The sequence below is a fragment of the Megasphaera coli genome, assembly GCF_900095855.1.
Lineage (GTDB): Bacteria > Bacillota > Negativicutes > Veillonellales > Megasphaeraceae > Megasphaera > Megasphaera massiliensis_A.
This window is the reverse complement of record NZ_FMIY01000002.1, coordinates 1,390,698-1,409,525: the sequence shown is the minus strand read 5'-3', so window position 1 is coordinate 1,409,525 and position 18,828 is coordinate 1,390,698. Positions and strand designations below refer to the sequence as shown.

Annotated in this window: 22 protein-coding genes; 3 read left to right on the top strand and 19 right to left on the bottom strand. The window is 47.4% G+C overall.

What is annotated here, in order from left to right; translation table 11 throughout:
- Positions 1-32: 32 nt before the first annotated feature.
- From eutM to BQ2674_RS07305, 19 genes are all read right to left on the bottom strand, one after another.
- Entirely contained in the window at positions 33-329 is a 297-nt protein-coding gene (eutM, locus tag BQ2674_RS07395; RefSeq protein WP_075573147.1) for an ethanolamine utilization microcompartment protein EutM, read from the bottom strand.
- Between the two features lie 32 nt (positions 330-361).
- Positions 362-1,000, bottom strand: coding sequence for a phosphate propanoyltransferase (locus tag BQ2674_RS07390; RefSeq protein WP_075573146.1), 639 nt, complete (start codon positions 998-1,000; stop codon positions 362-364).
- Positions 1,000-2,487: an acetaldehyde dehydrogenase (acetylating) gene (locus BQ2674_RS07385; RefSeq protein WP_075573145.1), complete on the bottom strand. Its 1,488-nt coding sequence runs from the start codon at positions 2,485-2,487 to the stop codon at positions 1,000-1,002. The genes BQ2674_RS07390 and BQ2674_RS07385 overlap by 1 nt, the downstream gene beginning before the upstream one ends.
- Before the next feature lie 35 nt (positions 2,488-2,522).
- Positions 2,523-3,125, bottom strand: coding sequence for a BMC domain-containing protein (locus BQ2674_RS08785; RefSeq protein ID WP_075573144.1), 603 nt, complete (start codon positions 3,123-3,125; stop codon positions 2,523-2,525).
- Positions 3,126-3,149: 24 nt separating this feature from the next.
- Positions 3,150-3,779 (bottom strand): cupin domain-containing protein, encoded by a 630-nt coding sequence (locus BQ2674_RS07375; RefSeq protein ID WP_075573143.1) that lies wholly within the window; start codon positions 3,777-3,779, stop codon positions 3,150-3,152.
- Positions 3,780-3,805: 26 nt separating this feature from the next.
- A complete protein-coding gene (locus BQ2674_RS07370) occupies positions 3,806-4,354 on the bottom strand; it encodes a BMC domain-containing protein (RefSeq protein ID WP_075573142.1) in 549 nt (182 codons plus the stop codon).
- Entirely contained in the window at positions 4,347-5,678 is a 1,332-nt protein-coding gene (locus BQ2674_RS07365; protein WP_205407621.1) for a 4Fe-4S dicluster domain-containing protein, read from the bottom strand. Before BQ2674_RS07365 ends, BQ2674_RS07370 begins: the two co-directional genes overlap by 8 nt.
- Positions 5,679-5,706: 28 nt before the next feature.
- Entirely contained in the window at positions 5,707-5,967 is a 261-nt protein-coding gene (locus BQ2674_RS07360) for a EutN/CcmL family microcompartment protein (RefSeq protein WP_075573140.1), read from the bottom strand.
- Positions 5,964-6,272 carry a BMC domain-containing protein gene (locus tag BQ2674_RS07355; protein WP_075573139.1) on the bottom strand — a complete coding sequence of 103 codons (309 nt, stop codon included), beginning with the start codon at positions 6,270-6,272 and terminating at the stop codon, positions 5,964-5,966. The genes BQ2674_RS07360 and BQ2674_RS07355 overlap by 4 nt, the downstream gene beginning before the upstream one ends.
- Before the next feature lie 4 nt (positions 6,273-6,276).
- Positions 6,277-7,122, bottom strand: coding sequence for an ethanolamine utilization protein EutJ (gene eutJ, locus BQ2674_RS07350; protein WP_075573138.1), 846 nt, complete (start codon positions 7,120-7,122; stop codon positions 6,277-6,279).
- A complete protein-coding gene (locus tag BQ2674_RS07345; protein ID WP_075573137.1) occupies positions 7,119-7,775 on the bottom strand; it encodes a hypothetical protein in 657 nt (218 codons plus the stop codon). The genes eutJ and BQ2674_RS07345 overlap by 4 nt, the downstream gene beginning before the upstream one ends.
- 26 nt (positions 7,776-7,801) lie before the next feature.
- Positions 7,802-8,245, bottom strand: a complete 444-nt coding sequence (locus BQ2674_RS07340; RefSeq protein ID WP_075573136.1) for a EutP/PduV family microcompartment system protein — start codon at positions 8,243-8,245, stop codon at positions 7,802-7,804.
- Positions 8,242-8,592, bottom strand: a complete 351-nt coding sequence (eutS, locus tag BQ2674_RS07335) for an ethanolamine utilization microcompartment protein EutS (protein ID WP_075573135.1) — start codon at positions 8,590-8,592, stop codon at positions 8,242-8,244. The genes BQ2674_RS07340 and eutS overlap by 4 nt, the downstream gene beginning before the upstream one ends.
- A 20-nt stretch (positions 8,593-8,612) precedes the next feature.
- Entirely contained in the window at positions 8,613-9,572 is a 960-nt protein-coding gene (cutD, locus tag BQ2674_RS07330; RefSeq protein ID WP_075573134.1) for a choline TMA-lyase-activating enzyme, read from the bottom strand.
- A 98-nt stretch (positions 9,573-9,670) separates the two neighbouring features.
- On the bottom strand, positions 9,671-12,148 hold the full coding sequence (cutC, locus tag BQ2674_RS07325) for a choline trimethylamine-lyase (protein WP_205407620.1): 2,478 nt from the start codon (positions 12,146-12,148) through the stop codon (positions 9,671-9,673).
- A gap of 97 nt (positions 12,149-12,245) precedes the next feature.
- Positions 12,246-13,385 carry a 1-propanol dehydrogenase PduQ gene (locus tag BQ2674_RS07320; RefSeq protein ID WP_075573133.1) on the bottom strand — a complete coding sequence of 380 codons (1,140 nt, stop codon included), beginning with the start codon at positions 13,383-13,385 and terminating at the stop codon, positions 12,246-12,248.
- Positions 13,386-14,888, bottom strand: coding sequence for an aldehyde dehydrogenase family protein (locus tag BQ2674_RS07315; protein ID WP_075573132.1), 1,503 nt, complete (start codon positions 14,886-14,888; stop codon positions 13,386-13,388).
- A gap of 17 nt (positions 14,889-14,905) precedes the next feature.
- A complete protein-coding gene (locus tag BQ2674_RS07310; RefSeq protein WP_075573131.1) occupies positions 14,906-15,199 on the bottom strand; it encodes a BMC domain-containing protein in 294 nt (97 codons plus the stop codon).
- Positions 15,200-15,221: 22 nt separating this feature from the next.
- Complete coding sequence (locus tag BQ2674_RS07305) at positions 15,222-15,521, bottom strand: BMC domain-containing protein (protein ID WP_075573130.1); 300 nt, start codon at positions 15,519-15,521, stop codon at positions 15,222-15,224.
- Positions 15,522-15,861: 340 nt separating this feature from the next.
- Between BQ2674_RS07305 and BQ2674_RS07300 the strand changes: the two genes are divergently transcribed.
- From BQ2674_RS07300 to BQ2674_RS07290, 3 genes are read left to right on the top strand one after another with little or no spacing between them, the layout of a single operon-like run.
- Positions 15,862-17,064, top strand: a complete 1,203-nt coding sequence (locus BQ2674_RS07300; protein ID WP_075573129.1) for a histidine kinase — start codon at positions 15,862-15,864, stop codon at positions 17,062-17,064.
- A 15-nt stretch (positions 17,065-17,079) separates the two neighbouring features.
- Positions 17,080-17,871, top strand: a complete 792-nt coding sequence (locus tag BQ2674_RS07295) for a response regulator transcription factor (protein WP_075573128.1) — start codon at positions 17,080-17,082, stop codon at positions 17,869-17,871.
- Positions 17,872-17,901: 30 nt separating this feature from the next.
- On the top strand, positions 17,902-18,810 hold the full coding sequence (locus tag BQ2674_RS07290; protein ID WP_075573127.1) for a phosphotransferase: 909 nt from the start codon (positions 17,902-17,904) through the stop codon (positions 18,808-18,810).
- Positions 18,811-18,828 lie beyond the last annotated feature (18 nt).

Here is an 18,828-nt window from a genome sequence, read left to right as displayed (position 1 = left end):
TGCAACAACTCCTTAGCCCGTTTATGACGAGCTTACTCTTTTACTTCAAGGTTGTCATGAGGAAGAATCATTTCAACATCATTGTGCGGACGCGGAATGACGTGAACGGAAATAAGCTCACCAACGCGTTGTGCTGCTGCCGCACCGGCATCTGTGGCTGCTTTAACGGCGCCTACGTCACCGCGAACCATAACAGTTACCAAGCCGCCGCCTACCAGGACTTTGCCGATCAAATAAACGTTTGCCGCCTTTACCATTGCATCCGCCGCTTCAATAGAACCTACCAATCCTTTTGTTTCAATTAAACCCAATGCTTCTGTTGTGCTCATATTATTTTCCTCCTAAATAAATATTAAAAAGTTTATTTAATAATTGTTATCCTGGAGCCGTTCTTCAAGTTCATCGCATTAGCTTCTTCCGTGTCTATATGACACTCCAATGCCGATGTTGTCGTTACTCGGATAACAACATTAGCGAAAGTACCGCCTCTATCGCCGTCAACGCCGACAGATACAATTTGACCGTCTGAAACGCCGAATTGCCGTGCATCTTCAGGCAACATATGAATGTGTCGCTTGGCAATAATCGCCCCACGCGGCAAGTACAGGCCGCTTGCCGGTCCGATTAAGGTGATTCCCGGCGTATCCGCCAATTCACCGGACATACGTACCGGCGCATTAATGCCTAATTTAAAGCAATCTGCCCGAAGTATTTCCACTTGTGACTCTTTTCTGACCGGTCCGAGGACACGCACTTTTTCAATGGCGCCTTTCGGCCCGGCCAGGGTAACCGTTTCTTTACATGCAAACTGCCCCGGCTGAGAGATATCCTTTGTCTTTGTCAGCTTATAGCCGGCACCGAACAATATCTCCAAATCCGCTTGTGACAGGTGAACATGTCTGTTGGACACGCCCACGGGAACGGAGTTCGGCGGCAGCTGCACATTGCCCTCTTTTACCGTTTCAAGCAAAAGGTCGATAAGGGCATCATAGCGTCCCATTAAAATTCCCCTTTTTGTTTCAGGAGCTGCAATACTTCGTTGACTACACCGACCAATTGTTCATCCGACGCGGATACGGAATTATTGCTGCCGCTATAGGACACCTGTCCGCCCGACAGGGGAGGTGACGGCTTTATTTCTCTGATGCCGTATGCCACTCTCTTGATATTCATCAAATGCCGCGGCGTAACGTTATCGGCCGTAGCACTTCCGCCCCATGTACCGCACCCGAGCGTAAATGCTGGAGCCAAGCCCGTACTGATGCCCGTGCCGCCCTGTGTTGCAGGCGTATTCACAATGAGTCGGAATACGGGTTTTTCATAGAAATGCCGTACAATATCCGGGTTTTCCGTATGGATGGACATAGTATGTCCCATGCCGCAGTTTTTCAGCAAACAAATGCACAAGTCACAAGCTTCCTGCCAATCGCGCACCGTGTAGAACCCCAACACGCTCGTAAGCTTTTCAAACGAAAGAGGATATCCCTTGCCTACACCGTCCTGAGCACCGATGAGAACGCGTGTTCCCGGCGGAATTGTAATGCCTGCCGCATCGGCAATCACTTGTGCCGAACGCCCGACAAACTTTGCATTCATGTCATACCCGTTTTTAAACAGGAGTGTGCAAACCTTGTCCGTTTCGTCCTTTGTCATGAAATAACCGCCCTGGCGCTCAAATTCCGCTGTGACCTGCGCCTTATTACATTCTTCAACGATAACGGATTGTTCGGAAGCGCATATAGTGCCGTAGTCAAAGGTCTTGCTGAGCATAATGTCCTCAACGGATTTTTTTACGTCCGCAGTCCGTTCAATATACGACGGCCCGTTCCCGGGACCTACGCCCAAAGCCGGTTTCCCGCAGCTGTATGCCGCTTTTACCATGCCGGCGCCGCCCGTTGCGATAATCATCTTAACTTCATCGCAACGCATCAATTCGTTGGTTGCCTTCATAGACGGGTGATTCACGCAGGAAATAATGCCGGCCGGAGCGCCTGCCGCTTCTGCCGCCTGTGTCATAATGCGCGTTGCTTCCAACGTACATTTCAACGCCGACGGATGCGGCGAGAACACAATTGCGTTACGCGCCTTCAGGGCAATCATCGCTTTGTAAATAACCGTTGAGGTCGGATTGGTCGAAGGCACAATGCCCAAGACAACCCCGACAGGTTCGCCGATTTCCGTAATTTTATTTACAGGATCTTCATTAATAACGCCGACGGTCTTCATGTCTTTAATGTAGTTATATACATCTCTCGACGCCACAAGGTTTTTAATAACCTTGTCTTCGGCTTTGCCGAATCCCGTTTCTTCTACAGCCATGCAGGCGAGCTTCTCCGCATTTTCTTCAGCAGCGCGTACCATGTTTTGCAAAATTCTATCCACTTGATCGTCGGCGAATTTGCAAAAAACGTCTTCTGCCGCCTGTGCTTTCCGTACAAGGTTTCTTGCTTCCTGTACGGTTTGCAAATCATAATCCAAAGTGTCCAAACATCTCTCCCCTTTCCCGGTCTTTTAAATTATTTTTATGACAAAGAGTAGTATCTTTCCAGCAGGCTGAGCAAATCTTCTTTCTTAGCCCGCGATACGGCTCTTCCTTTGATACCGATATCTTCATACTCGCGAATCAGTCGCCTTAAAGCGGGAACGGACATATTACGCAAGCAAATTTTCAGTCCGGCGCCGCTCTTACGGGCAAGCGCATCCGCTTCGGCTTTGCTCGAAACCTGAATATCCGAAACTTCGGGCGACGGATTTTCCGGTACCGCTTCTTCCAAGCCTTGTGCCTCCGCTTTTGTCTCTTCAACGGCAGGTTGCATTGCCGGTTTTCCGCCCTTCGCCGAGTTATCCGTCGCTCCTTTGGGAAATAGGATTCCGACGGCATTATCCGGTCGCGGAATAACGTGGCTCGAAATCAGGGCGGTCGCACCGAGTTTTTCCACGGCAGCTACGCCGGCATCAACAGCGGCCTTCACGGCCGCCACTTCGCCGCAGACACATACGGTTACTAGTCCGCCCCCGACGAAAGTTTTGCCGGCAAGACCGACATCCGCCGCTTTAAGCATTACATCGGCACTTTCTATGGCCGCCACCAGTCCCCGCGTTTCAATCATCCCTAAAGCTTCCATCAATCAAGCCCTCCTCCGGCAGAATTAACCGGCCCAATCTGCGGGATATGTCGTATAAAACAGCTTAACGTGATCTTCCGCATTCCAGATAACCGTAGAATCCTTGGGAATGAAGAGAACATCTCCCTGACTTGCACGGTAAGTCTTACCGTCAATCGTTATGGACAAACTGCCTTCCAGAATAATATCGGTTTCTTCATATCCGGAAAGCGTCCATGTAAACGACGAGTGATCTATGGTCAGAAATCCCGAACTCATATGCGACTCGGCCTTACTGACAACTTCCTGATATTTGACACACGTTACGGGGTTGCCCGTATCAAACACTTCATATGAAACCGAATGACCTCGTACGACCTTTAAGCCGCTCACATCTTTTTCGGCTATATACGGCTCGGCCGCCTGTCCGCGCGACAAAAGAACCTGGCGCACGATTTCGGCAACAACACCTTTATCGACAGAGCTTCCGCCCGATGAGGGTTTTGCGCATCCCCGTTGCGCCGGGACAATGCCCCTTTCCGCAAAGGTCATGCCCTTACTGCGGGCATAGTCCCGGGCAGCATCGGTAATCAGCGTATTCGGCTCCACCTGCAGTTCCGTAATACCGGCCGCAGCGGCTTCCTTTACTTGGTCAATACAAATTAACCGCTTCACCTTATCACCTCCTAAATTAATTCGCTTTACAGTAAACTATCCCAAAGTCTCTCGGACGGAGACGGAATAATTTCTATATCAACCAGAAGACCGCTTTCTTTGACAAGTTCTCTTCCGGCTTCTACCGCCGCCCCCACTGCCGCCACATTTCCCGTAAAGGTAAAAAACGCTTTGCCTCCGAGACCTGTGCCCAACCGCAATTCGATTCCCTGAATTTCAGCGGCTTTTAAAGCCGCATCGGCAGCAAAAATCATGGATGCCATGGAAAAAGATTCCATGATCCCCAACGCCGCTTTCGTGTCCGGAATCGTCGTGGATGATATGGCCGGGAATATGGCCGGATGGATATTGGGAATAACAAACTGATCGACAATATATTCACCTGCAGCCGTCATGCCGACCCGGACGGCGTTTTCCACGGCCGCCACATCACCTTGTATGAGAACGATGTATTTGCCGGGACAGACTGCCGTACAGCTTACGGGCTCCACCGCTGCAGCTTTAATCATTTGATCGGCAATATAAACGCCTCTGGCAATACTGCTCAGTTCCACCATACCGATTGCATTATACATAAGCCGCTTCCACCTTTATCGTAATCATCTTATCCGTCACGCTTACTACCTGCCCGTCCCGACTTGCATGCACCGGGGCGCCGAGACTTCCTGCCCGAATTTTGCCGATAACCTGGCCGGCCTTAACCGTATCGCCTTCGCAAACAATCGGTTCTGCCGGAACTCCCGCATGCTGGCTGAGCATAATCGAAACTTCCTTTACATGCCACTCCGGGTTCGTAAGCGGCGCATCGCCGTTAAAAGCAGCAAGCCCCAATCTTGCAATAAGCCGCTTGCTGGGTACCATGCGGTAACTGCGCATTTCTTTAGTTTTGTAATCGGCTGCGGACGGCGTATATTTAATATCGGCCTCTTTCATCCTGCCCTTATACCAGCCGTTAATACTTCGCGGGCTTAAGTGGGCGGGACAGGAAAACATTTCACATAAATTGCATTGGCTGCAAAGTGATGCCGTCACCGCTTCCGCAAGCTCGCCGGGCATGTACTTCATCGTACGCATGAGCTTATGCGGCTGCAAGTCGTGCCCCAACAAATACCGCGGGCACAAATCCGTACACATGCGACACTGTTCACAGGCCGTTTTCCCGATAACCCGTGCCTGCTGTTCGGTCATCATCTTTTTTCGAATCAGGTAATGGTCCTTGCGAAGAATAATAAAACCCTTGTTCTTCTTCGTAATATATCCGTTGTAGTCATTCATAACGGCTCCCATCATCGGCCCGCCGTCAATTACGCTGTAGCCCGTAAAGTCGTCGATGCCGCTCCGGCGCAAAACCTCCATAACCGGAATTCCCACAGGAGCCTTGACGGTCATAGGACAGGGAATATCTCCTTGTAACGTAATATACGTTTCCGTGACGTTATGGCCTTGCAGCGCGCGGGCAACATTCAAGGCCGTTTCCGCATTAATGACAACGCATTTTACGGCCAGCGGAATGCCTCCTTCCGGAACGATTCTGCCGGTTAATTCATAAACCAGAACATGTTCGTCACCGGCAGGGTAGATGTCCGGCAGTATGTGAATGCTCACATATGACTCAAAACCCAAGGCTTTAATGCGTTCCGACAGAGCTTCTATGACGTCTTTATGCTTTCCCTTAATACCTATAATCGCCTCGGACGCCTGCACCTGTTCGCCGGCCGCAACCAATCCCGTAATTATTTCATCGGTATATACCGCCATGAGTTGTTGATCCACGCGAAGCAGGGGTTCACACTCCGCTCCGTTCAGTAAAACATATTCCGCTGCAGCATTTAATTTCACATGAGTAGGAAAGCCCGCCCCACCGGCACCGATAACGCCGGCCTCCCGTACTCTGCTCAAAACATCCAAGCGGAATCACCTCCACCAATCAAAACTTACATTCTTCATCAATGATGCCGATAATCACGGCATCAATCGGAATCGTATTCGGCTCGAACAACTGTCGTGCCGAACTTCCCAAGCTGACAATGACATTTTCACCGATGCCGGCATTAATCAAATCCGCCGCAATCAGTCGGCGGCCCGTATCTTTACCGTCTATAATTTCTACAATCATAAACTTCATACCCACCAGGCAATCCGCTTTTCGTGTCGCCCATATATTGTCTATTACTTTTGCCGCAATCATTCCGTCACCTGTTTATTTTCTTTGAATTTTTTACGGATATTCTCGATTGCCGCCTCAACCGACGCCGTATCACCGAAAACAGCGATAAGAATCAGGTTTTGCGGACAGCTTCCGCGAATATCTTCAACGACGACACCGGCAGCTTTTTCGGCAATGTCCGCCGCAACAATCATATCGATCAGGCGACCTTGGACAAGACCGATTGCGTCACACTTGGGAATGCCCTGAGAAACGGGTGAGCTCTTACGCCGTAACAGTATATTCATCGTCCCTTCCGCAGGCGATTTGATAATTTTCCACTCCATCCGACTACTCCCGTTCGCCCTGTTTGCAGCTCAGTGCAATGCCGAGCGGCGTTACGAACATGGGATTCTGCGGTTTTTTAGTCACAATCCCCGTACGCTTCTCAATAATGTCTTCAATACCCGTTAAACAACATGTGCCGCCGACCAGATATACTTCCTTTACGTCCCTTCCCTGCGTATGTCGCGAAATAATGGAAGCAACTTTCTCAATGACCGGCTGTAATATGGGAAATACCTCTTTATGATGTGTTTCATCCCGCTTATATAATTCCGCATCGTCAAAGGCCATTTTATAAGCTCCCGATATAACCAGCGAGAAGTGCGTTCCGCCTGTCGGCTCATCGGCAACATATACGACTTCGCCGCCTTTTACGACGGCAATGCCCGTAGTGCCGCCGCCGATATCGACAATAGCGCCATCCCTGATTTTTAACACCGCATTCGCCGCAGTCGGTTCATCCAATAAGGCCGTTACTTCAAACCCGGCCCCTTCAACAACATGCTTAATGGCGCCCGAATCAAGTTCAAAAGTTCCCGGCGGTAAGGCTGCCGCCGCAAACCGCAATTCAACACCCAGCTTCCGTTCCAGGCTCTCCTTCATTTCCCGTACGATTCTGATGGCCCCTAAGTAGTCGACTACCATGCCGTCCTTTACTACATTGGCATAACGATATTCGCCGGCAATCGGATGAAATTCAGAATCCAAAACGGCCACGACGATAAACGCGGTGCCCAGATCCACTCCCGTATAATACGCGGGAGACGGTGTCGTTACGGGAGTTTTCACAACCGACTCAAAGGCTTCTATCAAATTATTGCAATACGTAAAATCCGAGTTCATTTCTTTCATATATTTCCTCTTATATACTTTCCCATCATGATACAAAGCACATCCGCCAATGTCTGCAAGACATCTCTCAGCCCCGTATAAAGTCCGTCATTCTCATTCGCTCCGCGCAACTGCCGAACTACGAGTATCGCAGTCAACGCTTCGGTTCGCAGGCGATTCAACATCAACACCTTCAAACGCAAATCGCCGGTATGGGGCAGGCTGTCCAAAGAGAACGGGAACAGCTCCGTATTCACCTTTCCATGAAGTTCCTCAAGGCTGCAGTTCCAAAAGGTCGGCGCTTCCGGCTGTTTGCCCTGCAGGCACGCCGTTCGAGCATGATACACTATCCGGCATAAGGAAAGGATTTCACCGGCAACGGAGCATTCTTCATGGCCCGAAAACCATTCGGCTGCTAACAGCATCTCCGCCTCCACCGCTTCTATCCGGTAAAAGAGCATGGTCAATTCTTCCTTGCAAGTTATGCCGTTTTCATCAACCGTCGACGCCGATCGCATTTCTGCAATTTTACAATCCGCAGCTATCGTAATGCGCCGATCCGTTAAAAACTGTTTTGCTTCGGGCGTCAATTTTACGCCGCTTCCCAACCGATACGTTTCAAACGGTTCTTCTCTGTATTTTCTTCGCAAGTCCATTTCCGTTATATACTGCAATGTACCACCCCCCTTTTTATAGAACTTCAGCTGGCTGCGACTTGTTCCAATCGGGTTTCCAAGAGCTTCAGCTTTTCTTCGTCCTGCTCAGCCATGCAAAAAAACGGTTCTTCCAATCCGGCCCGCTTCAACTGGACTACGCATTTCTCATAATTCTCCGGATGTAAATCGCTTTTCGTAATCACGCCCGTAACGGGACACGTGAATATCCTGGCAAATCCGGGAGAATACACTTCTGTCGGGTTTGACTGATCGGCAAGCATCAACACGTGTCCGGCCATCTGAGACAGGGCGATGATATATTTGTACATCATCGTGTTTTCCAAATATGCTGCAGGCACGTCGATGGTTTTCTTGCCGAAAACAGCATCCTGGGTCTTTTTTAACGGTCGCGCCGTCCGTTCCAACAAGTTTGCCAGCGTTGACTTGCCCGCTTGCCGCGGACCGATAATCATAATTTTCTTCTTCATGTTCGCGTAATCATTGCCGGCGTAAATCCCAATAAGTCGGCCAGGATCGTATTAATGGCCTCCATGGCCGTTCCGACGCTGGCAACATCTCCCGAAATAACCAGGGAGCCCGTAAAACGATCCAGAAAACCGATTTCCACGTCTGAAGCCTTTGTGGCAATGTCCGCCGCAATAATCGCCGTTTCACAGGGAGTAAGTGTCGCAATCCCGATTGCACCGCTTTCTTCAATGCCCAGTCGTTCGTAAATATCACGAACCGGCGAGGCAATAATATGTGCTAACGTGACCTGCTTACCGGGAACGTATTCCTGAATAATTCTGGTTTTACTCTCCATCCCGTCTGTCATCACACACTCTCCCGTCAAAATTAATGCCGTATAATCTTGGCATCCAACCCGTATTCGCCAATCCATCCTTCAATACGGGTCAAGTCATCTTCCGTCATGGCTACGTCCGCTTCAATAGGGTATATTTTTCCTAACTGTTTATATTTGTTGACGCCCAGCTTATGATACGGCAACAGGTCTACACCTAAAAAGTTCGGCCGTCCGTGGAAGGACTTTAAAAATTCCATCGTTTTCCGAATAATTTCTTCCGACGTATTCAGCCCTTTAATCATGGGCATGCGTACTTTTACTTTATAACCGCGCTGAATCAATTCCGTCAGGTTGCGAAGAATTTTTTCATTCCTTACTCCCGTAAGTACTTCGTGTTGATCCGAATTGATATTTTTAATATCGTATAAAAACAAGTCGCTAAACTGTGCAAGCTCGAGAATCGCGTCCAATTCCGCATATCCGCTTGTTTCAATAGCCGTATTAATACCCAATTTTTTGCATTCCATCAGTAAGTTAACCGCAAACACGGGCTGCGTACAGACCTCGCCGCCGCTTAGGGTAACACCGCCGCCGGAGCTTTGATAAAAAGCGGCATCCTGTTGAATAAAATCCAACACTTCCGTTATGGTCAAGTCCTTACCGGCAATATTAAGTGCCTGGCGCGGACACACGGTTTCGCAGGAGCGGCAGCCGGTGCAGTTAATATCACGTCGGACCTTGTGTTTTATGCTGTCGCCGCTGTCGTCCATATAATGAATTTTGACAGGACATACGGCAACACATTTACCGCAGTGGATGCACAGTTCTTCCTGAAACATGACTTGGTACTTTTTTTCCAATCCTTCCGGATTCGCACACCATTGACACCGCAGCGGGCATCCTTTGAAAAAAATAATGGTGCGAATGCCGGGTCCATCGTAAATGGAATATTTTTGCATATTGAATATACGCGCTTTTCGTTCCAAACTCAGGAGCGGCCTGACTTCCATTATTTCCTCATCTCCGCCTTACGGTTTACCGGTTATACGCCCCCGTCCGGCCGTACTGCAGCCGCCTTGATTGCAGTACGGCCGGGGGGGGAAATCACTTAAAAGTGCTCCAACATCGTTCTGCTGATGATTTCGTCCTGCACTTCCTTGCACAGTTCGACAAAGTATGCGCTGTACCCGGCAACGCGAATAATCAGATCGCGATACTTATCCGGTTCCTGCTGTGCCTTCTTCAACACTTCATTATCGACATAGCTGAACTGCATTTGCCCGTTCCCCAGAATAGAGGCCGTTCTCAACAGTGTAATCAGCCCGTTTTCACCTTCCGGTGTTTCCAAAATACCCTTGAGCAGCTTGAAATTATGAACCATGCCGATTGTCATGGCATCGCAATTCATCTTGCTGACAGACTTAATAATAGCCGTCGGGCCGAGCTTATCCGCACCTTGCGTGGGGCTGATACCGTCCGACAACGGCGTCCATGCAAGACGACCGTTCGGCGTTGCGGCCGTCAATTCCCCAATCGGCGTGTTGTTGGAAATGGACAAGGTGCCGTGGCTGAATTTTGCAAAAAGCATGTCGAACTTATTATGTTCGTCTTCCGTCCAATTGACGATATCCGCCGCAATCTGATCGACATAATCATCGTCATTGCCGAACTTCGGCGCATTCAGACAATCCGTCCGTAACTGTTCATACCCTTCAAAGTTGGCATCCAATGCCGCCTTAAACTGTGCCAATGTATATTTGCCTTCTTCAAAGACCAACTTTTTAACGGCCGCCATGGAGTCGGCGTACGTGCTGAGGCCGGAAAAAATCAGGCCGGGGCCGCTGTTTACAAGAGCGCCGCCTTCCGTCACGTCCAAGCCTTTTTCCATACAACCTTCCACTAAGGATGACATATACGGCTTCGGAGCATATTCACGATGAACGCGCTGGCTGATGACCGTTCCGACAGCGGAAAGCCGGATAATGTGCTTAACCTGTTCTTTTACAGCATGATCGAACGCCTCGTACGTTTTGAACCGATTAATATCGCCCGTATCCAAGCCCTGAACGCTGCCGTGCCATTTCATGAGGCCACGGTTAAAGACAAATTCGATAGCAATGGGCCACTGCGTATAGCCGGTGGAAGTCCACTGGTAAATACGACCGGACTTCTGCGGTTCCACGCAACCCATCAGGCAGTAATCGCGAGCATCTTCCAAGGAAAAACCTTTAGCCAACATCATCTTAATATGAGTATCGTCGAAGTGGCATGCCGGGAAACCCATGCCGGCTTTAACAACATCGACAATTTTTTTCATGTACTTCTGCGGTGACCGGTTATGAATACGGCACGCAAGCGAAGGCTGGTACATCTTTATAAAGCGGACGGCATCCATAATCAAATAGGTCAAATTGTTGCAAGCGTCTCCACCGGTGCGCTTCTGCCCGCCGATTGTGCAGTTGACGAAAGGCTGATAGCCTGCAAAGTATTTAGCAGCCGCTTCACTGGACAGCCACATGACTTCCGAGCATTTGACGATAAAGCAGCAAAAAAGCTCGAACGCCTCTTTTTTCGTAAGACGGCCCGCCTCCCGATCCGCTTTATATACAGGATACAAATATTGGTCAACGCGGCCGAGGGAAATACCCGTCTGGTTTTCCGCCACGTTGAACAACGATTCCATCGTCCATACTGCCTGCAGGCCTTCATGGAAGGTACGTGGCGGGTTTGCCGGAACATGCGCCATAATGTCTGCCAGCTTGTATAATTCCTGGCGCCGCCGATTATCGTTTTCGCGATCGCCTAATTGCCTTGCATAATCGGAAAGTCTTCTGCTGTATGCCAATACGCCTTCGCATACTAAAATTTCGGCCTTATAGAAGTAAATCTTGTCAATATCTTCCGGCTTTTCCATGGACAAGGCGGCCAGTTTTTCTTCCGCTTCCCGCTTAATGCCGTTAATTCCCTTTTTAACAAGAATAACGTCATAGCCCGGGCACGTATCGCCGCCGCCGTTTACTTGGTGATAAGACAAGTCGCTGACAAAGGATTCGCCCGAGAAAGACCAAACGCCGGCTTCTTCATATTGCTTTTGGCAAATTTCGTCTACGCTTTTACCTTCCCAGAAGGGGAATACCTTTTCCCGAAGTGTTTGTTTATCTTCCTCGCTGATTTGGAAGGGGTCCTGTGCTCTCGTGGACATCGTATCCAATTCGTCGCGAACCCAGCGCCATGAAATTTCCGGAGACACACAGCCTGCTCTCGGCTTGCCGCAAGGGTGTCCGATAATCAGTTCGTCCTGCTGAATCAAGAGCGGTGCCGTTTCGCAGGCTTTTTTAAATGCCAAGGCCCGTAATATCTTGATCGGCATGCCCGCATTTTCTCTGTACACTTCCGTCGTTACGACAGCGCGACGCACGAAAACGCTCGGTCTTACGTTAAGATACGCATTCTTCAGGCGTTCCAGCCGCGGCGTCAAGCCCGTGATCTCTTCATCATCATTAAAATTTGCGGTACCGCCTGCAGCCTGCGGAACAGGATTTTCGGAGGCCAATTGCTGCGAAATACCGGCAAACAATTTAAACACCGCTTGTTTTTCTTCCGGAGATAAGTGTTGTGTTGCTTGTGCAAATTTGTTCGAAAATTCTCTCTCGTCCAATTTCATTCCCTCGCTTTCCGTTCAATTAATTAAAAGCTTTCTTATATATGGAAACGATTTCATCTTTTGTCGGTGTCCGCGGATTGGTCGGCGTACACCGGTCGTTCATCGCCTGTTCGGCCATTGTTTCAACTGCCGCCATAAAATCGTTTTCCGCTATGCCGCTGTTCTTAATGGAAGCGGGAATTTTTAAGTCCCGCTTCAGTGTCCGAACCGCCTGCACAAAGCTTACATACCCTTCCCGTACCGTTCTGGCCGGTACGCCGATTGCTTTTGCAAGACAGCCGTATTTTTCAATTACTCGTCGGCCGTCATCACCGGGGGCTGCCGCATTATATTCAATTACCCGTTCCATCAATAAGGCATTTGCCCGGCCGTGAGAGAGATGGAAAGTGCCTCCAAAAGCATGGGCCATACTGTGCGTGATGCCCAAATTCGTATTTGTAAACGCCATCCCGGCCAAACAGGATGCACGCTGTATGCGTTGCCGTGCGTCCTTGTCATCGGCATTCCTGAAGAAACTGACCAAGTTGTGATAAATGATATATACCGCTTTTTCCGCCAATGCATCCGTGCAATCCGTAGCATCTTTGGAAACATACGCTTCAACGGCATGGACCAACGCATCCAAACCTGTATCGGCAATGACATGGGGCGGCAAGTTTTTAGTGCATGTGGAATCCAGAATCGCAATATCCGGAACCATTATCTTATCGATTAAGGCCGTTTTTTTACCGTTAATCGTGAGTACGGAAAAGTCGGTTACTTCGGATCCCGTACCGCTTGTCGTCGGAACGGCAATAAACAAGGGCTTTTTAAAAGCATGCCCTGCCTTTTCTACAGCTTGGCGCAAAAAATAAATCATTGCTTTCGCCGTATCTATTGCCGAACCGCCTCCCAAGGCAATAATCGCCTGGCCGTTATATTCCATATAACGAGATATGGCATTCATAACCGCTATAACATCGGGCTCCGGCTTTACATCCGTAAATACGTTGCATCGTACGCCGGCCGATTGCAAATAATCGGCCGCAGATTGCAAGTATCCGAGCTTTTCCATTATAGAATCGGACAGAACAAAGGCGCTCTTATCTTGAATCTCCTTCAGAAATTCAAGCGAGCCTTCATCAAAATAAATTTTGGGCTTTACTTGAAATTGTTTCATTTAATCAGTTCCTCCGTGAAATCCCTGCTTTGCCAATTCGGCTATAATCGTTTCCACGAGTTCCGCCATATATTGCGGTGAATCCGCTTCATTTGCCGCCGCTCCGACCGGAGTGTTACTACATTCGAGGTTATGCACCATATCATTAACAGTACGCACGCCATATCCTACTTTACGAATATTAATCAAGTTTAACGGTGAAACATTATCCGACGTCGTTGTCCCGCCGGCTGCACCGATACCCAGCGTAAAGGATGGGAACAAATTCGTTGTCGCCCCCATGCCGCCGACTGTTGCCGGCGTATTCACCAAAATACGGGATACGGGTTTTTTTAAAGCAAATTCACGAATAATTTCCTTGTCTTTTGAATGAATGACCAACATATTGCCTCGACCTTCATTACATAAAAGCTCTATGCACTTTTCACAGGCATTGCGCCAATCTTTCTCAACGTAAAACGCCAGGATGGGGCATAATTTTTCTTTTGCATACGGATTACACGGATCAACATAGTTCTGCTCGGAAATAAGCACCGTCGTATTGGCCGGCACGGGGATGTTATATTGCTCTGCAATCTCCACGGCCGTACGTCCGACACATTCCAAATTGGGACGCCCATCGCGATGAAAAAGCGCCGCACCGATACGATGCGCTTCTTCTTCGTTCAAAAAATATGCCCCCTGTTTTTTCAGCTCTTCCCGAACCGCGTCGGTAATACAAGCCTCCGCAACGATTGATTGTTCCGCCGCCGAAATAATTCCGTTATCAAAAGTCCGGCTGAATATGATATCCCGTACGGCCTGCCGAATATCCGCCGTTCGTTCTATAAACGCCGGTCCGTTTCCGGGACCGCCGTAAATAGCCGGTTTGCCCGATCGATGAACAACGGGAAGCAGCCTGGGTACACTCGTATTAAGTACCAACGACGTATCCTTGTGGCCTATCATTTCCCTGGTACCGCTTAACGTCACCATGCGCAAAAACTCAACGGCACCGTCAGGCAGTCCCGCTTTTTTGCCGGCTTCCATCATGATGCACAAGGTTTCGGCAATCGTGTGTTGTGCCCGCGGATGAGGGGAGAAGATAATGGCATTCCCTGATTTTATCGCAATAAGCGTATTGTAAATCGTTGTCGACACGGGACTCGTACACGGCGGCAACGCCACAATAACACCGACCGGTATGCCGATGTCGACAGTCTTTTTTTCCTCATCTTCTTTTATAATGCCGACAACCTTCATACTTTTCATACGCTGACAAAGGTATTTGCTTGCAAAAATGTCTTTTACGTATTTGTCTTTCCTATTGCCCAAGCCCGTTTCCTGAACCGACATTTCCGCGAGTTCCTTTGCATGCGGATAAACGGCATTCGCCATAGCTTCCACAATGTCGTCCAATTCCCGCTGTGAAAACATCGCCAGCTGATGCTGTGCTTCACAACCGTTTTCTACAAGAATTCTTGCTTCCTGGACGGAACATAAATCATAATCCAACCTATTCATAACAATTCACCGCTTATCTACCAATCAAGCACATATTTTTCGACTATCTTCTCAAGATCCGGATGAGGATTTGCAATCACAACCTTGCTATATACGGGACCGACCTCTTCCGCCCGTTTTACACCGGCATCAACGGCCGACTGCACAGCTCCGACATCACCCCGTACAACTACGGAGATAAGCCCCGAAGCCGTATTTTCATATCCGACCAATTCTACGTCGGCAGCCTTGCACATTGCATCGGCCGCCTCCAACACGGACACGAGGCCGCATGTTTCTATAAACCCCAAAGCATCTCGCGATTTATCCACTTCAAATTCACCTCTCTACCGTTTATTGGGCATCAATATCATGTACCGAAACAATAGTCCCTACTCTGCCGACAGGGCGCGGCATAACATTTTGCGCCGTTAATTCCCCAATACTTGCAGCAGCTGCCGCACCGTTTTCCACTGCCGTACGAACGGCCGCCACATCGCCTTTCACCAATACCGTTACCAAGCCGGAACCGATATTTTCATAAGAAACCAATACAACGTCCGCCGACTTACACATAATGTCCAATGCATACAGCGCCGGCACCATACCTCTCGTTTCGACAAGCCCCAAGGCTTCTTCTCCGCAGTATTTCATAACTCTATGCTCCTTTTACGTCGGATTTTCACGAACACTTGCAACTCACATAACTTTTACGTAATTCATTCATGCTCAAAGCATATCACTGTATTTCACATGTTTATTGAATAATCGATACAAGCAATTTTAATTTTTGTTACACCGTTGCTTGATACAATTTTGTCTTTTTTGCACTATAGAGATTGGTTTTTCTTTTCCCTCGTCAAAAAATAGTATTCACAATAATCCTTCAAGTATAATAAAGAAAAAATCGTGCCTATTCGGAACCGCTGAAAGATTTTATAAAATAGAGACATTGGCAGTCACTTACTAAACTTGTTGAAAGGGTTTGTACATCATGATTACCAACGGAAAAGAACCGCATGTTAATAAAATCAGAGTCGGTATTAAGAAACTGAATAATCTCTTGTCTCTAGCTAAGATCCCCCTGCAAGTCGCGACTCAAACAGGTCATATTTTAGTTGAAATAAATCCGGCTCCCGATTTTTGTAAATTTGTGTGTCAGAAATCTTCCTCCATTCTCTGTGATACATGCGTCAGCCGTCTGCAGGATAAAAACAATAGTGATTTTTTTCACTTTTCTTGCCCTTTCGGGCTGTATAATTTTGCCGTTCCAATCTTTTCTCCGAAGGACTATCCCCGTTTATATCTAATCGGCGGCCAAGTTTACAGCGAAGAGGCGCAATACCACAAATATATGATTCCCGTAGATAAACTGGCAAAAGAAAAAGGCCTTTCCACAGCTGTCATCGCCAAGACCATCGGACAAATAGACACTATGGAAATGCCGCAGTTGGAAATCTATGAACGCATGTCCAAATATATTGCGCATAATCTTTCCGAATCTATAAATACGCCTAATACGACGGTAGCGCGACTTTCATTGGAAAAAGAGCTTTTAGAAAAAAAAATTATTGACTTGGAAACAAAAAACAGTTTCTTACTGGTCAATCCCCATTTCCTGTTTAACACGCTGAACACAATTGCCAGAGTAGCTTATTTCGAACATGCCGCTAAAACGGAAGAGTTGATTTACTGCCTCTCCGATTTACTGCGTTACAACTTAAAGCAAGATAATAATTTACACCCCTTGTCAGACGAATTAGAGAATATAAAAAAATATTTGTACATTCAAAAAATCCGTTTAAAAAACAGATTGAATTACGAAATCGACATTCCCGAAACAATACTGCAACATCGGATCCCCAACATGATTCTGCAACCGATTGTAGAAAATGCCCTGCTTCACGGCATAACACCCAAGCATGATGTCGGACTTATCCGTATTACGGCGGAGCAACAGGGAAACAGCTATTTCATTTATGTCAGCGATAACGGTTACGGATTTCCTGACGAAGTGCTAAAATCCCTTACTGAACGTGATTTTTCAAAAATTGAAACGACAACGACAAAATCGGGAATCGGCTTACTGAGCACCAATAAGCGAATACAATATTTCTTCGGCTCTTCTTACGGCCTCTCCATCAAACATTCCGATTTCACAGGCAGTACTGTATGCTTATTTCTTCCCGTAAAGTAATCGAGAGGTGAGTTTATGCGCACAATTTTAATCGTAGAAGATGATATTCTGGAACAGGATTTTTTGAAAGACATCATAAAAGAAGAAGTCTCCAAAAGCGATGCCATCATTACCTGCAATAACGGTCCATCCGCCATCGAAGCGGCAAAAGAGCATCGTCCCGACTTCATCTTCATGGACATCTGGTTGCCGAAGCTTGACGGAATTAAAGCCTTAACGGCTATTCGGGAATTTTGCCCTAATGCGGCCGTTATCATCTTATCTGCATACTCGGATTTTTCATTCGCCCAGGAAGCGATTCGCCTCCAGGTCAAAGATTACTTATTAAAGCCCATTCGTCCAATTGAAATCCGTCAGACCTTCCAATCCGTTTACCTGAATTCAGCGGCGTCAACATCTCATTTTCCACAAGTCCTTGCGCCGAATATCCCGATCCCGAAAACATCAATTCATATGGACGTAATTGAAAAATCCGTTCAATATATTCAGCAAAACTTTAAACAAAAGCTTTCCCTCAAGGCCGTTTCCGATCATGTGTATATGAATCCGCAATACTTAAGCCGGATTTTTAAAAAAGAAATGGGTATAAGCTGTATTGAGTACATTAACCGTCTAAAAATTGAATATGCCTGCAAATTACTCGTAACTACGGATAAGTCAATTTGTCAGATTTCTTCACTATGCGGCTTTTCGGAGCAATCCTATTTCAATCGTGTGTTTATCCATCAAATGAATACGACACCGAAACTTTTCAGACAAAAAAACGGAAGAACAGGCTCTTTCGAATTTTTACCTACAGATTTATAACTCACACCTTATCCTTTGGAGCCCGCTATCATGCAAATTGAAAATTTAGTACAACAGTCACTGCGCCGATTTTTTAACGATAAAACCCTGAAATTTGATAAATCCCGCTTTGCCGGCGGTTTAACCAACTATAACTACATCATGACCATTCACGGCAAGGATTATATTATCCGCCAACCCGGCGGCCTCACCGAAAAAATGATTAACCGGCAGGTTGAGCTCATAAACAATACAATCACGATAAATCTGGGGATTAATTGCAGATGTCCGTTTTTTGATCCTGTGACGGGTATTAAAATTACCAATTATATTTCCGGCAGCAAGAATTTGGCACAAGAAGATCCTCAACTGAAGAAAAATATAGATGTCGCCGTTTTCTTAATGAAAAAACTGCATCAAATGAAGCAGCCTTTTTACAACCGCTTTGACTGGCTCGTAGAGCTCAACAAATACGAGCAACTTATAAAAGAGCTTCACGGCGAAATCTTCTCCGACTATACGGAAATTAAAAATCTTCTTATACGTTTGCATGAAAAATACGCAGCTAATGATATTCTGATGCCTTGCCACAACGATACGGTTCCGGAAAATTTCTTAATCAATTCGTCCGGAAAAGCATATTTAATAGACTGGGAATATTCCGGCATGAACAGCTTCTACTGGGATCTTGCGGCATACATACTGGAATCGCAATTGCCCGAAGAGGCAATCGCGTATTTACTGCAGCAATATTTCCGCCGTTCCGTTTCTGAGACGGAAATCACTAAAATAAAAATATATATGTTGGAGCAGGATCTGCTTTGGACTATATGGGCACTGGTTCGGCATTACAACGGTGACGATTTTCTCGAATACTGCGCATTGCGCTATGAACGTCTTCTAAAAAATATAAAGCAGCTGGATTCTTCCATGTCCGTTCCTCTTCATATGTTTATATAAACCACATAACTATACAGA

Excerpts from the sequence above, each read along its gene's own strand:
- eutM (WP_075573147.1), bottom strand. The coding sequence starts at position 329 with ATGAGCACAACAGAAGCATTGGGTTTAATTGAAACAAAAGGATTGGTA.
- BQ2674_RS07390 (WP_075573146.1), bottom strand. The coding sequence starts at position 1,000 with ATGGGACGCTATGATGCCCTTATCGACCTTTTGCTTGAAACGGTAAAA.
- BQ2674_RS08785 (WP_075573144.1), bottom strand. The coding sequence starts at position 3,125 with ATGGAAGCTTTAGGGATGATTGAAACGCGGGGACTGGTGGCGGCCATA.
- BQ2674_RS07370 (WP_075573142.1), bottom strand. The coding sequence starts at position 4,354 with ATGTATAATGCAATCGGTATGGTGGAACTGAGCAGTATTGCCAGAGGC.
- BQ2674_RS07360 (WP_075573140.1), bottom strand. The coding sequence starts at position 5,967 with ATGATTGCGGCAAAAGTAATAGACAATATATGGGCGACACGAAAAGCG.
- BQ2674_RS07355 (WP_075573139.1), bottom strand. The coding sequence starts at position 6,272 with ATGGAGTGGAAAATTATCAAATCGCCTGCGGAAGGGACGATGAATATA.
- eutJ (WP_075573138.1), bottom strand. The coding sequence starts at position 7,122 with ATGAAAGAAATGAACTCGGATTTTACGTATTGCAATAATTTGATAGAA.
- BQ2674_RS07340 (WP_075573136.1), bottom strand. The coding sequence starts at position 8,245 with ATGAAGAAGAAAATTATGATTATCGGTCCGCGGCAAGCGGGCAAGTCA.
- eutS (WP_075573135.1), bottom strand. The coding sequence starts at position 8,592 with ATGACAGACGGGATGGAGAGTAAAACCAGAATTATTCAGGAATACGTT.
- cutD (WP_075573134.1), bottom strand. The coding sequence starts at position 9,572 with ATGGAAGTCAGGCCGCTCCTGAGTTTGGAACGAAAAGCGCGTATATTC.
- BQ2674_RS07320 (WP_075573133.1), bottom strand. The coding sequence starts at position 13,385 with ATGAAACAATTTCAAGTAAAGCCCAAAATTTATTTTGATGAAGGCTCG.
- BQ2674_RS07315 (WP_075573132.1), bottom strand. The coding sequence starts at position 14,888 with ATGAATAGGTTGGATTATGATTTATGTTCCGTCCAGGAAGCAAGAATT.
- BQ2674_RS07305 (WP_075573130.1), bottom strand. The coding sequence starts at position 15,521 with ATGAAATACTGCGGAGAAGAAGCCTTGGGGCTTGTCGAAACGAGAGGT.
- BQ2674_RS07300 (WP_075573129.1), top strand. The coding sequence starts at position 15,862 with ATGATTACCAACGGAAAAGAACCGCATGTTAATAAAATCAGAGTCGGT.
- BQ2674_RS07295 (WP_075573128.1), top strand. The coding sequence starts at position 17,080 with ATGCGCACAATTTTAATCGTAGAAGATGATATTCTGGAACAGGATTTT.
- BQ2674_RS07290 (WP_075573127.1), top strand. The coding sequence starts at position 17,902 with ATGCAAATTGAAAATTTAGTACAACAGTCACTGCGCCGATTTTTTAAC.